Raw genomic sequence first — 14,129 nt, 5'->3', positions numbered from 1 at the left:
GATGTCGAGACAGATGCTACACGCGGTCGCGGCCTCCGGCGGCGTCGACGTCCCCGGTGCCGCCGTCGGCGACCTGCCCGAACACGGAGCGGACGAGCAGCCACGTCACCCAGAGCATCGCCGCGTAGAGCGGTACCCCGGTGACGAGCTTGATGCCGGCCAGGAGCTCCACCTGCGCGGCGAGGTAGAGCGGGACCTCGATCGCGAGCCGCACGGCGAACAGCCCCGCCCAGAGCCAGGTCGCCACGGTGAGCACACGGCGCTTGCCGGGGTCGCTGCGCCAGTGGTCGCCCTCCGGCAGCAGGAGCCCGACGACGATCCCGATGAGCGGCCGTCGGGCCACGAGGGTGGCGAGCAACACGGCCAGGGACACCGCGTTCACGACGATGCCCGGCACGAAGTTGCTCTCGGCGCGCCCGGTGAACAGCGACAGGCCGGCGGAGATCGCGACGCCGAGGATCCCGGAGAGCGCGGTGACGAGCGGCTGACGCTGCACGAGCCGCAGCCCGACGAACACGAGCCCGACGAGCACGGGGACCACGACACTCGGCACGAGCTGGTGCGTGACGGCGAACACGATCAGGAACGCGAACCCCGGGAGGATCGACTCGGCCAGTCCGCGCACCCCGCCGACCGCCGCGACGAGCGCCCGACCCGATGGTGCCTCGCCCGGAGCGACCCGCGCGATGCCGGCCCGCGCGACCGCGTCACGCAGCTGCGCCGACAACGACAGCGCGTCGGCGTGGTCGGTGGCGTGGTCCTCGGGGAGCGGGGCGCTCGGGTCCGACGTCATCAGATCGTCGCGGTCGGCATCGTCTTCGGCATGTGGAGCGGGATGAGGTCGCGGGGCGGCATGGGACTCGTCCCGCGGACGACGACCACGCTCCGGAACAGGTCCTCGATCTCGGTCGCGGCGTCGGGGTCTTCCGCCGCCTTGCCGGCGATCACACCGCGGAGGAACCAGCGGGGCCCGTCGACCCCGACGAAGCGCGCGGTCCGCAGGCCGTCGGTGACGCCGTCCTCGCCGACCACCGGGACGTCCGCGCGGAGCTCCGGGCCGAGTGGCCCGTCCACCTCGGTCGCCACGCCACCCTGCCGGCCGATCTGCTCGGCGATCTGCGCGCGGATCTCGTGCCAGAGCCCCGTCGTCCGGGGCGCGGCGAACGGCTGCACCTGGAGCGTCGACTCCTCGAAGTCGAGACCGACCGCGACGACCCGCTGCGAGCCCTCCTCGACCTCGAGGCGGAGGTGGAGGCCCTCGCGCGGCAGGATCTTCACCCCGCCGAGGTCGACGTACGGACGCACGGGATTCGCCTCGGTCTCGTCGAGCGGCCCGTTCTCCTCGCGGTCCGCAGGAGCCGACTTCGCCGTCGGCTCGACCGTCACGACCTCGTCGAGCGCCTCGTCGGCCTCGTCCGCGATGTCCACCTCGGGCGTGGTCGAGGCGAGCTCGACCTCCTCGGCGGGCTCGGTGCCCTTCTTGCCCCTGCCGATCCTCATGCGCCGGCTCCTTCCTGGTCGTCCGTTCCGGGTCGCGTGCCGTGCGCCGAGCCCTCCGTCGTGGGGGCGGCCGCCACGCTCACGTCCACCGCCGTACCGTACCCGGACGACCCGAATCCGCCGTGTCCGCGGACGCTGTCCGGGAGCTCGTCGACGGCGACGAACCGCACGGCGGGCACGGGCATCACGACGAGCTGGGCGATGCGGTCCCCCGCCGCCACCGAGTACGACTCGCGCTGGTCCGTGTTGAGCAGGGCGACCTTGAGCTCCCCGCGGTACCCGGCGTCGATCGTGCCGGGCGCGTTGACGATCGTGATCCCGTGCTTGGCGGCCAGACCGCTCCGCGGCACCACGAACCCGGCGTACCCGTCGGGCAGGGCGATCCGCACGCCGGTGCCGACGAGTCGACGCTCACCGGGGGCGAGCACCACCGCCTCGGTGGAGACGAGGTCGGCTCCGGCGTCTCCCGGGTGGGCGAACCGAGGGGCGTCCGCCCCGGTCCATGGCACGTCGAGGGGCTCGGTCACGTGACGAGGGTAGTGCACACGGCGTGGTCGAATAGGGGGGTGACCGTGTACCGCGAACGACTCTGGGCTCCCCCGACCCTCTACCTCGCGACCGCGCTGGTGATCCCCGCCAGCCTGCTCGTGTTCCTGCCCATCAACACCACCGTCGGCGTCGTCGTCGCGATCGGCATGGAGCTCGCGGTCCTCGTCATGCTCTGGCTGCTCGCACCGATCGTCGAGGTGACCGAGGACGAGTTCCGGGCCGGTCGCGCGCACCTGCCGCGGAGCGCGGTCGGCGCGGTGCAGGGGTACGACGGCAGCGCGGCGACCCGCGAGCGCGGGCCGACGTTGGACGCGCGTGCATGGACGCTCTTCCGTGGCTACGTCCACGGCGTGGTCAAGGTCGAGGTCGCCGACGCGCAGGACCCGACCCCGTACTGGTTGGTGTCCGTGCGGCACCCCGACCAGGTCGTCGCGGCCCTCGGACGCTGACCCGTCGGGAGGACGACGAACGGCGCCGGTCGGGAGGACGACGAACGGCGCCGGTCGGGAGGACGACGAACGGCGCCGGACCCGATCGGGATCCGGCGCCGTTCGACGTGCGGGGTGTGGGCTACGCCGAGGCGCACTCCATGCAGACGGGACCGAGCTTCGTCTCGTGGTCGAGCTGCGAGCGGTGCTTCACGAGGAAGCACTCGACGCAGGTGAACTCGTCCACCTGCGGCGGCAGCACGACGACGTCGAGGTCGACGTCGGAGAGGTCCTGTCCGGCGAGTTCGAAGCTGCCGGGGTTGTCGGCGTCGTCGACGTCCACGACACCCGACATCTTGTCGGGGACGCGCTCCTTCAGTGCCTCGATCGACTCGGAGTCGTCGTCGGTCTTCCGAGGGGCGTCGTAGTCGGTGGCCATGCCCATCCGTTCTCGTTGAGAGGGGTCGTCGCCGGGATCGGCGGCGACAGTTTGCATCAAGTACCGATGATTCGCAAACCGTGCGATCCGGTGCTCCAGCAGGCGGTGCAACCCGTCGGGCCGGCTGCGCATTCCCGCTTCCAGCCCGTCTTCACGCCATCGTCGGCACCGGCGTCAGCGGCCGGCCACGGACACGAGGCCGACGACGTTTCCGCGCGGCACGCCCACGACGTCCCGGTCGCGGGGTCGGGCGGGTGGCACACTTCCGGACTGTACGCATGCACGGGAAGGCGGACAGATGCAAGACGTGAGAGTCATCGGTGTGGAACCGGGCGCGATCCTCCTCGCGACCGACTCCGGGAGCGAGTACCGGCTCGCGGTCACCCCCTCGCTGTCCGGCCAGGTCCGCCAGGCGAGCCCCGCCGAGGGCGAGCCGCACCGCCGGATCCCGCCCAAGGAGATCCAGGCGCGCATCCGCGCCGGGCTGAGCAGCGAGCAGGTCGCCGAGCTCATGGGCGTCGCGGTCGAGGACGTCCGTCGGTTCGAGGGGCCGGTGATGGCCGAGCGGTCGTTCGTGCTCGACGCCGCCCGACGCGTCTCCGTCACGGGCGAAGCGGGAGCACCCGAGGTCTTCGGTGACGCCATCACGGCGCGGCTCGAGGCCGGCGACGCCACCGACGTCCGCTGGTCCAGCCGGAAGGACGTCGAGCACGGCTGGCAGGTGCAGGTCCACTACATCGCGGACGAGGTCGAGCACGACGCGCAGTGGCGCTTCGACCCGAAGACCTCGACGCTGACGCCCGACAACGGCGACGCGCACCGCCTGTCGCGCGAGGACGACGACGAGGGCCTCACCCCTCGGCTCCGCGCCGTCGATCCGGAGCCCGAGGACAGCGCGTCCACCCGGTTCGACTCCGGCGCGTTCCGGGTCGAGACCGACCAGCGTCCGGCACCGGACCGGGAGGCCGCCGACCGTCCGCCACTCCGCGCACCGCTGCCGCGCATCGGCGCGCCGGCCGTCGAGGAACGGGGCCCGGGGAACGAGACCGCCGACCTGCTCGAGGCGCTGCGGCGCCGGCGCGGTGAGCGCGAGGCCGCCACGTTCGGCGACCACTCGGACGACCGCCGCGGGGACGACCGGCAGCGCCGGTCGGTGACCGTCGTGGACATCCCGCTCGACACCCTCGCTCCCGGCGAGGTCGGCGACGCCGACGGGGTCGACGACCCGGTGGGCGACGGCGGCCGCCCGTCGTCCGCGCCCCGGGCGGACGAGTCCGGCTCCACCGCGGAGCAGCCCGACGGAGGCCGACCGGACCGGAAGAAGCGGAGCCGACGGGCGATGCCGAGTTGGGACGAGATCGTGTTCGGCACGCGGCCGGACGACGACCTGGCCTGATCCGGCACCCCGACCTCAGGTGGCGAACGCCCCCGCGAGGAGCAGCGGGACGTAGGTCTCGTCGTCCGACATCGATCCGTGCTGGCCGAGCATCCGCCGGGGGTGTTCGCCGGCCTCGCGGTCGTCGTTGAACGCCCACTGACCGCGAGCGGCGACCACGACGTCGCCGAGTCGCGCCCGGACCGGGTCGGTGACCGCCCCGAACCACCCGGCGGCGATCGCCTCGTCGCGGCTCGCCACCCACGCGCGCTTGCCGACGCGCTTCCGCCACGCGCGCACGGTGGCGTCGACGTCGGTCCCCCGCGCCAGGGTGAGCTGTCGGCAGCGCGGATCCCCCGCGAACCCGACGACCGGTTCGAGCAGGTCGGGAGCGATGGCGACGTTCGCCTCGTCGGGGACGTCGAGCACGCCGTGGTCCGCGGTGACGACGAGGCCGACATCGGCCGGGAGCGCCGCCGCGAGCCGGGCCAGTTCGGCGTCGAGGGCCTCGAGCGCGCTCGTCCACCGGTCCGACTGCCAGCCGTGCTTGTGGGCGATCGAGTCGAGCTCCGGCACGTACAGGTAGACGAGCGTGGCCGGCCCGTCGGCAACCGCCTCGAGCGCGGCGTCCACCCGGGCGGGGATGGTGTCGGCGTCGACGTAGTCCGCGCCCGCCAGGACGTTCGCGGTGAACCCCGACGTCCGGTATCGCGCCGGCCCGACCGACCGCACCACGAGCCCGTCGGCCACGGCCCGCTCGAACAGCGTCGGGACGAGCAACCACCCCGCGGGGACCTCGGTGTCCCAACCGCTGAGCAGGTTGACCACGCGGCCCGAGCCCGGGTCGAACCCGCTGTACCCGACGACGCCGTGCGTCCCGGGCGTCGCACCCGTGCTGAGCGTCGTGAGCGCGGCGGCGGTCGTCGTGGGGAACCCGCTCCGCAGCCGGCGCTTCTCGGCGGCGAGGAACCGCGCGTGACCGGCGCGCGCCCGCACGGCGTTCGCACCGAGTCCGTCGACGAGCACGACGATCGCGGACCGGGCGGGACGGAGCCGGATCCGGGCCTCCCGACCGAGCCCCGCGAGCGCCGGTCCAGGGTGGCCGAGTGCGGTCAGGCAGGCCGGCACCACGTCGGCGAGGTTCGCGGTGTCCTGCGTCGCCGTCGGTACCATCGGAGTCATCCGGCCCAGTCAACCAGACAGCGCCGCGACAGAGAGGGCCCATGGCACGCACGGACGCAGTCGGCCTCCCCGACGGTGAGCGCATCGAGGACGTCGACGTCTCCGAGGAGATGCAGGGCTCGTTCCTCGAGTACGCGTACTCGGTCATCTACTCCCGCGCGCTGCCCGACGCCCGTGACGGCCTGAAGCCCGTCCAACGCCGGATCCTGTACCAGATGTCGGAGATGGGCCTCCGCCCGGACCGCGGACACGTCAAGTGCGCGCGCGTGACCGGCGAGGTCATGGGCAAGCTGCACCCGCACGGCGACGGCGCGATCTACGACGCCCTCGTGCGGATGGCACAGGACTTCACGATGCGCGTCCCGCTCGTCGACGGCCACGGCAACTTCGGCTCGCTCGACGACGGACCCGCCGCCGCCCGCTACACCGAGGCACGACTCGCCGAGCCGTCGATGGCGATGACCGACGGCCTCGGTGAGGACGTCGTCGACTTCGTCCCGAACTACGACAACCAGCTCATGCAGCCCGAGGTGCTGCCCGCGGCGTTCCCGAACCTGCTCGTGAACGGCGCGTCCGGGATCGCGGTCGGCATGGCCACGAACATGGCGCCGCACAACCTCGGCGAGGTCGTCGAGGCCGCGAAGCACCTGCTCCGTCACCCCGACGCGACCCTCGACGAGCTCATGGAGTTCGTGCCCGGCCCCGACCTGCCGTCGGGCGGCACGATCGTCGGCCTCGCCGGGGTACGGGACGCCTACGCCACCGGTCGCGGCTCCTTCCGCACGCGCGCCAAGGTGAGCGTCGAGAGCATCACCCCGCGCAAGACCGGGCTCGTCGTCACCGAGCTGCCGTACCTCGTCGGTCCCGAACGGGTGATCGAGAAGATCAAGGACGGCGTCCAGTCCAAGAAGCTCTCCGGGATCTCGGACGTCACCGACCTGACCGACCGGAACCACGGACTCCGGCTCGTCATCGGGATCAAGACCGGGTTCAACCCGTCCGCCGTGCTCGAGCAGCTGTACAAGCACACTCCGCTCGAGGACGGCTTCGGCATCAACAACGTCGCCCTCGTCGACGGCACCCCGCAGACGCTCGGACTCAAGGAACTCCTCGAGGTCTACGTCGCACACCGCCTCGACGTCGTGACCCGCCGGTCCCGCTACCGCCTCGCGCGGCGTCGCGAGCGCCTCCACCTCATCGAGGGCCTGCTCATCGCGATCCTCGACATCGACGAGGTCATCGAGGTCATCCGGACGTCGGACGACTCCGAGGCCGCACGCACGCGGCTCCAAGAGGTCTTCGACCTGTCCGAGGTGCAGGCCGAGTACATCCTCGAGCTGCGCCTGCGGCGCCTCACCAAGTTCTCGCGCCTCGAGCTCGAGCGGGAACGCGACGAGCTGCTCACCGACATCGCCGCCCTGGAGGAACTGCTCGGCTCCGACGCCCGGCTCCGGACCCAGGTGGCCACGGAACTCACCGAGGTCGCGGACCGCTTCGCGACCCCGCGCCGCACCCTGCTCACCGAAGCCGACGCGCCCGTGCGCGGCGGACGCAAGGCCGCCGTCGAGCTCGAGATCGTGGACGCCCCGTGCCGCGTGCTCCTGTCCACCACCGGACGGCTCGTGCGCGTCGACCAGACCGAGGGCTCCGACCGCGTCGCGCGCTCCCCGGCGCGATCGAAGCACGACGCCGTGCGGTCCACCGTCGCCACCACGGTGCGGTCCTCCGTCGGCGCACTCACGGACCGTGGCCGCGTCGTGCGGTTCTCGCCCGTCGACGTCCCCGCCGTCCCGCCGGCCTCGGTCCGCCTGGACGCCGGCGTGCGAGTCCGCGACTACCTGGGCCTGCCGTCGGGTGAGACCGTCGTCGCGCTCCTCGACCCCGAGTCACCGAACGCGCTCGCGATCGGCACACGGCAGGGCGTCGTCAAGCGCGTCGTGCCGAACGCGTGGCCGGACAAGCCCGACGTCGTGGCGATCGCCCTCAAGGACGGCGACGCCGTGGTCGGTGCCACACAGGGACCCGAACAGGACGACGTCGTGTTCGTGACCTCGAACGCGCAGCTCCTGCGGTTCCCCGCCGCCGTGGTCCGCCCGCAGGGGCTCCCCGCGGGCGGCGTCGCCGGCGTCCAGCTCGCCGCGGGTGCCACGGTCATCGCCTTCACGACCGTCGACCCAGCGGCCGACGTCGTCGTCGCGACCGTGTCCACGTCGTCCGCGACGCTCGCCGGCACGGACCCCGGCCGCGCCAAGGTCTCCGCTCTGTCCGAGTTCCCCGCCAAGGGGCGCGGCACCATGGGGGTCCGGGCGCACGCGTTCCTCAAGGGCGAGGACGGCCTCGCCGTCGCGTGGGCCGGCGTCGCTCCCCCGCACGCGCTCGGTCCGGACGGCGCGGCCCGGACGCTGCCCGACTGGTTGTCCAAGCGGGACGGCTCCGGGTCACCGCTCGAGGCCGTCGTGACCACGATCGGTGCGAGCCCCGCCGTCCCCATCGGGGCGGAGTCCGACCCCGCGTAGCGGGCCCGGAAGGCGACCCCGCGGAGCGGCCGGAAGGCGACCCCGCGGAGCGGCCGGAAGGCGACCCCGCGGGGCGGCCGGGGCCTGGGCCGGTCAGGCGTCGATGCGGTCCCGGTCGAGCCCCTGGCCGGCCAGGATGAACTCCTTGCGTGGCGCCACGTCGTTGCCCATGAGCAGCTCGAACACCCGGGCGGCGTTCTCGGCGTCCGAGACGTTGACGCGCCGGAGGGTCCGGTGCGCCCGGTCCATCGTGGTCTCGGCGAGCTGGTCGGCGTCCATCTCGCCGAGGCCCTTGTACCGCTGGATCGGCTCCTGGTACTTCTTGCCCGACTTCTCGAGCTTCCGGAGCACGCCCTGCAGCTCCTGCTCGGAGTACGTGTACAGCGTGTCGTTCGGCTTGCCCCGGTTCACCACCACGACGCGGTGCAACGGCGGGACGGCGGCGAACACCCGGCCGGCCTCGATCATCGGGCGCATGTACCGGAAGAACAGCGTCAGCAGCAGCGTGCGGATGTGCGCACCATCGACATCGGCGTCGCTCATGACGATGACCTTGCCGTAACGGGCCTGGTCGAGCTCGAACGAGCGTCCGGATCCGGCTCCGACCACCTGGATGATCGACGCGCACTCGGCGTTCGAGAGCATGTCGCTCACCGAGGCCTTCTGCACGTTGAGGATCTTGCCGCGGATCGGAAGCAGCGCCTGGTACTCGCTGTTCCGGGCGAGCTTGGCGGTGCCGAGCGCGGAGTCGCCCTCGACGATGAACAGCTCGCTCGCGGCGACGTCGTTCGACCGGCAGTCGGCGAGCTTCGTGGGCAGGGACGAGCTCTCGAGCGCGTTCTTGCGGCGCTGGGTCTCCTTGTGCGCGCGAGCGGAGATCCGGGACTTCATCTCCGAGACGACCTTCTCGAGCAGCGCCTGCGATTGTGCCTTCTCGGTCCGCTGCGTCGACGTCAGGATCTCGGTCATCCGGGCGGCCACCACGTTCGCGACGATCTGCCGGACCGCCGGCGTGCCGAGGATCTCCTTCGTCTGCCCCTCGAACTGTGGCTCGGGCAGCCGCACCGTCAACACCGCGGTGAGTCCGGCGAGCACGTCGTCCTTGTCGAGCTTGTCTTGCCCCACCTTGAGCCTGCGGGCGTTCGCGTCCACCTGCGCGCGGATCGCCTTCATCAGACCGTTCTCGAAGCCCGTCTGGTGCGTCCCGCCCTTCGGCGTCGCGATGATGTTGACGAAGCTCCGGGTCACGGTCTCGTAGCCGCTCCCCCAGCGCAGCGCGACGTCGACCTCGCAGGTGCGCTCGACCTCGGTCGCGACCATCGCCCCGGCGTCGTTGAGCACCGGCACGGTCTCGGTGAAGGTACCGGTCCCCGTGACGCGCCACGTGTCGGTCACGGCCGTGTCCGGAGCGAGGTGTTCGGCGAACTCGCTGATGCCACCGTCGAACCGGAACCGCTCGACGACCGGTCCCTCGAGCCGCTCGGCGCCCTGCCCCTCGGCGAGCCGGGACGCCGCGGCGATCGCGTGCGGGCGTTCGTCGGTGATGGTGATGCCGAGACCCGGCACGAGGAACGCCGTCTGCCGCGCCCGGTTCGTCAGGTCGCCGAGCTGGAACACCGCGTCGGCGGTGAAGATCTGCCGGTCGGCCCAGTACCGGACGCGCGTGCCGGTGACGCCGCGCTTCACCTTGCCGATCACCCGGAGCTCGCTGCCCGAGGTGAACGGGGTGAACGGTGCGTCCGGGCCGATGCCCGCAGCGTCGTCGAACACGCCGGGCTCACCGCGGTGGAACGACATCGCGTACGTCTTGCCGCCGCGGTCGACCTCGACGTCGAGGCGTTCCGACAGTGCGTTCACGACGGATGCCCCGACCCCGTGCAGACCGCCGGACGCGGCGTACGAGCCGGACCCGAACTTGCCGCCCGCGTGGAGCTTGGTGAACACGACCTCGACGCCCGTCAGCCCCGTCTTCGGCTCGACGTCGACGGGCACGCCACGCGCGACGTCCCCGACCTCGACGCTGCCGTCCGCGTGCAGCCGCACCGTGATCTCGTCGCCGTGGCCCGCGAGGGCCTCGTCGACGGAGTTGTCGATGATCTCCCACAGGCAGTGCATGAGCCCTCGTGAGTCCGTCGAACCGATGTACATCCCGGGACGCTTGCGGACCGCCTCGAGCCCTTCGAGCACGGAGAGATGGCGGGCGTTGTAGTCGGAACTCACCTGCCGAGGCTACCCGCGACCGGTGACGCTCCTGGCGCACCACCCCGGACGTGAGCGCACGACGCGGTCGACCCGCGCCTCCCGGCGGTGTCCGCGACGCGCAGGTGACCGTCGACGGAATCCGCGGTCAGCGAAACAGCGCGACCACAATGCGGGGATCCCAGGGAGCGCGTGCTGAAATGGACGCACCAACCCCGGCACCGCCTCCGATCAACGAGGAGCACACCATGTCCCAGACCGTGCAGGACCTCTCCATCGACGACCTCGGCAGCAACCAGCTCACGGCGGCCGACCGCTGCGACAGCTGCGGCGCGCAGGCCTACATCCGAGCCACGATGGCGAGCGGCGAGCTCCTCTTCTGCGCCCACCACGGTGCCGAGTTCAAGGACAAGCTCGCCGCGACCGCTCTCGAGTGGCACGACGAGACCAGCCGGCTCTACGAGAGCAAGTAGCGCCCGGCCCCGCCACGGCGATCGCCGCGGTCGGTCCGACGAACAGAGGCCGGATCCCCATCGGGGATCCGGCCTCTCGCGTACCCGGCCGGTGTGCCGCTCGCGACCGCGTCAGGCGATGCGCTTGAACGCCTTGTCGACGTAGCGCGTGATCACCGCGCGGGCCTCGCGAGCGTAGCGGTCCACGGCGGCGGTGCGCGTCGGATCCGGCGCGTATTCGCGACCCAGACGACCGGTGGCGGCGGCCAACACCGCATCGGTCAGGTGCGGGTTCAGTGGCAGGAGCGGCCCCTGCGTGTGGGTGCCGAACGCCGCGGCGGTCGCCGAGCCCTCGGTGCCGGTGCCGTCCTGGTTGCCGCCGCCCGACACGACGTCCGCGAACACCGCCGTGGGATCGATGTTCTCGATGCGGGTCGCGTGGTCCTCGAACCCCGCCACGCGTTGGTCTCCGCCGGGCAGGGTCCCACGCACGTCGAGCAGGAAGTAGTTGACCCGGCGCTCGGCGCCGCGCACGGCGCGGGCGTCGAACACCCCGAGGCCGGTCACCGGCGTCCCCTCGGTGGGGACGACCTCGCGGGTCGCCAGGTCGTAGCCGCCACCGACCGCCACGAGCGGCACGCCGGCGGCGACGGCGTCCTGGAGGAACGGTGCGAGTCGAGCCGGGTCCCCGCCGAGCGAGCGCATCGCGCTGAGCGGGCCGTTGCCGACCACGACGACGTCGGCGTCCGTCGGGAGGCTGTCCCCGACGTCGTGGCGCACGACCGCGGTCGGGATCCCGGCGGCGTCCGCGCGGGCGACGAGGGCGGTCACGTTCCCCCGGTCGCCCGAGACGCCCATCTGCCGCGGGTAGAGGTGCAGGATCGTGAGGCGATCGGCCGTCATGCCGTCCTCTCCAGGTCGGGATGACCGAGGGCCTTGCGGGCCAGCATCATGATCTCGTAGTTGACGATGAAGTGCTTCGTGCCGGACGTCGTCGCCCCGAGTCCGGACATCAGTCGGATCGCGGCCTCGACATCGGGCTCCACACGGCCGATCCGCACCCCGGCGAACTCGAGGGCGAGGGCGATCTGCCACGCCTTGTCACCCGACACGACGTCCACGTGGTCGAGATGCGAGAAGTCGATGTCGTAGATCCAGGAGATGTCCGGCGTGCCCTCGTCGATCGCCATGAGCACCTGCTCGGGCGGCGTCGACAGGGCGTCGAGGTTGAGCTGCAGGCTCGCGGCGTTCTTGAACATGGTGAACTCGGCGTGCTCTCCCGCGATCGGGATGCGCTCACCACGCCCGTAGGCCGGCTTCATCGCGGTGAAGGCCCGGGTCACCGCTTCCGCGCGGAACTGCTCGCCGAGGGCGGCCGAAGCGGTCGCGGTTGCAGCAGCGGCGTCCACCGCGTAGTGCAGCCCCCGGGCCGGCAGCCGCACCGGGATGTCGGCCCCACCGAAGCGGACCACCGCTGCGTCCCCGGTGGACTCGACGACCTCGGCGTCCGCGGCGGTCGTGCCCGACGCTCCCCGGGCGAAGTCGTCCGCGTTCTGCAATCCGTTCGGGGCCGCAGCGACGACCTCGGGCGCGGCGCCGAAGCGCAGGACCCGCTGGCCGGCCCGGCCCTCGTAGGCGTCGAGGAACTGGTCGTCGTGGTTCGTGATGACGTTCCGCGACGACGTCGCCGCGGTGTCGAGCATCATCGTCGCGACGCGCTCCGTCTCGAAGAACCGGTACAGCTGGTCCACCTGCACGTTGAGCATCGTGACCGTCGACGGCGAGAGGATGCCGGACAGCTCCACGGCGAAGGCCTCGTCGACCTCGAGGATGCCGATGTCCGCCTTGAGGCGTCCCGTCAGCCCGACCTCCGAGAGGAGCGCCGACGCGATGCCCTGCGGCAGGTTCGCCCCGGACGGGTTCGTGAACACGCGGAGCCCGTGCGCCCGCATGATCTCGGAGATCATGTGGGTCGTCGTCGACTTGCCGTTCGAACCCAGGACGAACACGATCCCGTTCGGGAACTGCCGCGACACGTGCCGGAGGAAGTCGGGAACGAGCTTGAGGAGGATGTAGCCGGGGTAGGCGGATCCCCCGCCGCGCGCACGAGCGAGGGCGCGGAGGATCCGCCCGATGAGGATCGGGACGACGAAACGCACGCGGGGCCTACTCGAGGTAGTCGCGCAGTGACTGCGACCGCGACGGGTGGCGCAGCTTCGCCATCGTCTTCGACTCGATCTGGCGGATGCGCTCGCGGGTGACGCCGAACGTGTCGCCGATCTGGTCGAGGGTCTTCGGCATGCCGTCGCCGAGCCCGAAGCGCATGCGGATGACGCCCGCCTCGCGCTCGGACAGCGAGTCGAGCAGGCTCTCGAGCTGCTTCTGCAGCATCGTGAAGCCCACTGCGTCCGCCGGGACGACGGCCTCGGTGTCCTCGATGAGGTCACCGAACTCGCTGTCGCCGTCCTCGCCGAGCGGGGTGTGCAGCGAGATCGGCTCGCGGCCGTACTTCTGGACCTCGACGACCTTCTCGGGCGTCATGTCGAGTTCACGCGCGAGCTCCTCGGGCGTGGGCTCACGTCCGAGGTCCTGCAACATCTGCCGCTGGACGCGGGCGAGCTTGTTGATGACCTCGACCATGTGGACCGGGATGCGGATGGTCCGCGCCTGGTCCGCCATGGCGCGGGTGATCGCCTGCCGGATCCACCAGGTCGCGTAGGTCGAGAACTTGAAGCCCTTCGTGTAGTCGAACTTCTCGACGGCACGGATGAGGCCGAGGTTGCCCTCTTGGATGAGGTCGAGGAACTGCATGCCGCGACCCGTGTAGCGCTTGGCGAGGCTCACCACGAGGCGGAGGTTCGCACCGAGCAGGTGGGACTTCGCGCGCTGACCGTCGCGGGCGACCCACTTGAGCTCACGCTCCTCTTGCTTGGACAGCCCCGTCGCGTGCTGGAGCTTGTCCTCGGCGAACAGGCCGGCCTCGATCCGCATCGCGAGCTCGACCTCCTCGGCCGCGTTCAGGAGCGGGACCTTGCCGATCTGCTTCAGGTAGTCCTTGACCGGGTCCGCCGTGGCGCCCGTGATCGTGGTCGAGTAGACCGGGACCTCGTCGTCGTCGGCCTGCGAGATGACGAGCGCGCCCGCCGGAGGGGCCGCCTCGGGCGCGGGGGTCGCCGTGTCCTCGGACTCGGTCTCCTCGCCGTCCTCGGTGTCGCTGTCCTCGGAGTCGGCCGCGACCTCGGTGTCGTCGGCCTCGACGTCGACGGCGTCCTCCGGCGCGTCCTCGACGGTGTCCGGCTCGTCGTCGGCGGGGGCGGCCGCCTTGCCGCGCGCGGTCTTGGCGGTCGTCTTCTTCGGCGCGGCCTTCTTGGCGGGGGCGCGCTTCTTCGGCGCGGCGGGTGCCGCGTTCTCATCGGTCGCGGTCTCCACCGTCTCGGCGTCGGCCGTGGCCTTCGTCGCATCGATCGTCGTGCTCCGGGCAGCCATGCG

Annotated in this window: 13 protein-coding genes; 4 read left to right on the top strand and 9 right to left on the bottom strand. The window is 71.9% G+C overall.

Translation table 11 applies throughout. The features are described from left to right. Window positions 1-16: 16 nt before the first annotated feature. From DEI82_RS07690 to dut, 3 genes are read right to left on the bottom strand one after another with little or no spacing between them, the layout of a single operon-like run. On the bottom strand, window positions 17-793 hold the full coding sequence (locus DEI82_RS07690) for a DUF3159 domain-containing protein (RefSeq protein WP_111036398.1): 777 nt from the start codon (window positions 791-793) through the stop codon (window positions 17-19). Further along, complete coding sequence (locus tag DEI82_RS07685; RefSeq protein ID WP_111036397.1) at window positions 793-1,500, bottom strand: DUF3710 domain-containing protein; 708 nt, start codon at window positions 1,498-1,500, stop codon at window positions 793-795. Before DEI82_RS07685 ends, DEI82_RS07690 begins: the two co-directional genes overlap by 1 nt. Continuing rightward, window positions 1,497-2,027 carry a dUTP diphosphatase gene (gene dut, locus DEI82_RS07680; RefSeq protein WP_111036396.1) on the bottom strand — a complete coding sequence of 177 codons (531 nt, stop codon included), beginning with the start codon at window positions 2,025-2,027 and terminating at the stop codon, window positions 1,497-1,499. The genes DEI82_RS07685 and dut overlap by 4 nt, the downstream gene beginning before the upstream one ends. A gap of 39 nt (window positions 2,028-2,066) precedes the next feature. Between dut and DEI82_RS07675 the strand changes: the two genes are divergently transcribed. After that, on the top strand, window positions 2,067-2,498 hold the full coding sequence (locus tag DEI82_RS07675) for a DUF3093 domain-containing protein (RefSeq protein ID WP_111008803.1): 432 nt from the start codon (window positions 2,067-2,069) through the stop codon (window positions 2,496-2,498). 121 nt (window positions 2,499-2,619) lie between these two features. On the opposite strand, the gene DEI82_RS07670 is transcribed toward DEI82_RS07675, so the two are convergent. Continuing rightward, window positions 2,620-2,916, bottom strand: a complete 297-nt coding sequence (locus tag DEI82_RS07670; RefSeq protein ID WP_111008960.1) for a DUF4193 domain-containing protein — start codon at window positions 2,914-2,916, stop codon at window positions 2,620-2,622. Window positions 2,917-3,214: 298 nt separating this feature from the next. Between DEI82_RS07670 and sepH the strand changes: the two genes are divergently transcribed. Continuing rightward, entirely contained in the window at window positions 3,215-4,312 is a 1,098-nt protein-coding gene (sepH, locus tag DEI82_RS07665) for a septation protein SepH (protein WP_111012500.1), read from the top strand. 15 nt (window positions 4,313-4,327) lie between these two features. Here sepH and DEI82_RS07660 read toward each other — a convergent pair whose 3' ends face one another. Further along, entirely contained in the window at window positions 4,328-5,473 is a 1,146-nt protein-coding gene (locus tag DEI82_RS07660) for an alkaline phosphatase family protein (protein ID WP_258372002.1), read from the bottom strand. A 41-nt stretch (window positions 5,474-5,514) separates the two neighbouring features. On the opposite strand from DEI82_RS07660, the gene DEI82_RS07655 reads away from it, so the two are divergent. Further along, window positions 5,515-7,989, top strand: coding sequence for a DNA topoisomerase (ATP-hydrolyzing) subunit A (locus DEI82_RS07655; protein ID WP_111036394.1), 2,475 nt, complete (start codon window positions 5,515-5,517; stop codon window positions 7,987-7,989). A 93-nt stretch (window positions 7,990-8,082) separates the two neighbouring features. On the opposite strand, the gene DEI82_RS07650 is transcribed toward DEI82_RS07655, so the two are convergent. Further along, window positions 8,083-10,209, bottom strand: a complete 2,127-nt coding sequence (locus DEI82_RS07650; protein ID WP_111008799.1) for a type IIA DNA topoisomerase subunit B — start codon at window positions 10,207-10,209, stop codon at window positions 8,083-8,085. Window positions 10,210-10,436: 227 nt separating this feature from the next. On the opposite strand from DEI82_RS07650, the gene DEI82_RS07645 reads away from it, so the two are divergent. Further along, entirely contained in the window at window positions 10,437-10,661 is a 225-nt protein-coding gene (locus tag DEI82_RS07645) for a hypothetical protein (protein ID WP_111008798.1), read from the top strand. Between the two features lie 111 nt (window positions 10,662-10,772). Here the strand turns inward: DEI82_RS07645 and DEI82_RS07640 are convergent, their stop codons facing one another. From DEI82_RS07640 to DEI82_RS07630, 3 genes are read right to left on the bottom strand one after another with little or no spacing between them, the layout of a single operon-like run. After that, window positions 10,773-11,543 (bottom strand): type 1 glutamine amidotransferase, encoded by a 771-nt coding sequence (locus DEI82_RS07640; RefSeq protein WP_111036393.1) that lies wholly within the window; start codon window positions 11,541-11,543, stop codon window positions 10,773-10,775. Next, window positions 11,540-12,799: a MurT ligase domain-containing protein gene (locus tag DEI82_RS07635; RefSeq protein WP_111036392.1), complete on the bottom strand. Its 1,260-nt coding sequence runs from the start codon at window positions 12,797-12,799 to the stop codon at window positions 11,540-11,542. The genes DEI82_RS07640 and DEI82_RS07635 overlap by 4 nt, the downstream gene beginning before the upstream one ends. Before the next feature lie 7 nt (window positions 12,800-12,806). Further along, window positions 12,807-14,126, bottom strand: coding sequence for an RNA polymerase sigma factor (locus DEI82_RS07630; protein WP_111008795.1), 1,320 nt, complete (start codon window positions 14,124-14,126; stop codon window positions 12,807-12,809). Between the last annotated feature and the right edge of the window lie 3 nt (window positions 14,127-14,129).

The organism is Curtobacterium sp. MCBD17_019 (genome assembly GCF_003234555.1).
Taxonomy (GTDB): domain Bacteria; phylum Actinomycetota; class Actinomycetes; order Actinomycetales; family Microbacteriaceae; genus Curtobacterium.
The sequence above is the reverse complement of the archived record's forward strand: the minus strand, read 5'-3'. Positions and strand labels throughout refer to the sequence as shown.

Excerpts from the sequence above, each read along its gene's own strand:
- DEI82_RS07690 (WP_111036398.1), bottom strand. The coding sequence starts at position 793 with ATGACGTCGGACCCGAGCGCCCCGCTCCCCGAGGACCACGCCACCGAC.
- DEI82_RS07685 (WP_111036397.1), bottom strand. The coding sequence starts at position 1,500 with ATGAGGATCGGCAGGGGCAAGAAGGGCACCGAGCCCGCCGAGGAGGTC.
- DEI82_RS07670 (WP_111008960.1), bottom strand. The coding sequence starts at position 2,916 with ATGGCCACCGACTACGACGCCCCTCGGAAGACCGACGACGACTCCGAG.
- sepH (WP_111012500.1), top strand. The coding sequence starts at position 3,215 with ATGCAAGACGTGAGAGTCATCGGTGTGGAACCGGGCGCGATCCTCCTC.
- DEI82_RS07660 (WP_258372002.1), bottom strand. The coding sequence starts at position 5,473 with ATGACTCCGATGGTACCGACGGCGACGCAGGACACCGCGAACCTCGCC.
- DEI82_RS07655 (WP_111036394.1), top strand. The coding sequence starts at position 5,515 with ATGGCACGCACGGACGCAGTCGGCCTCCCCGACGGTGAGCGCATCGAG.
- DEI82_RS07645 (WP_111008798.1), top strand. The coding sequence starts at position 10,437 with ATGTCCCAGACCGTGCAGGACCTCTCCATCGACGACCTCGGCAGCAAC.
- DEI82_RS07640 (WP_111036393.1), bottom strand. The coding sequence starts at position 11,543 with ATGACGGCCGATCGCCTCACGATCCTGCACCTCTACCCGCGGCAGATG.
- DEI82_RS07630 (WP_111008795.1), bottom strand. The coding sequence starts at position 14,126 with ATGGCTGCCCGGAGCACGACGATCGATGCGACGAAGGCCACGGCCGAC.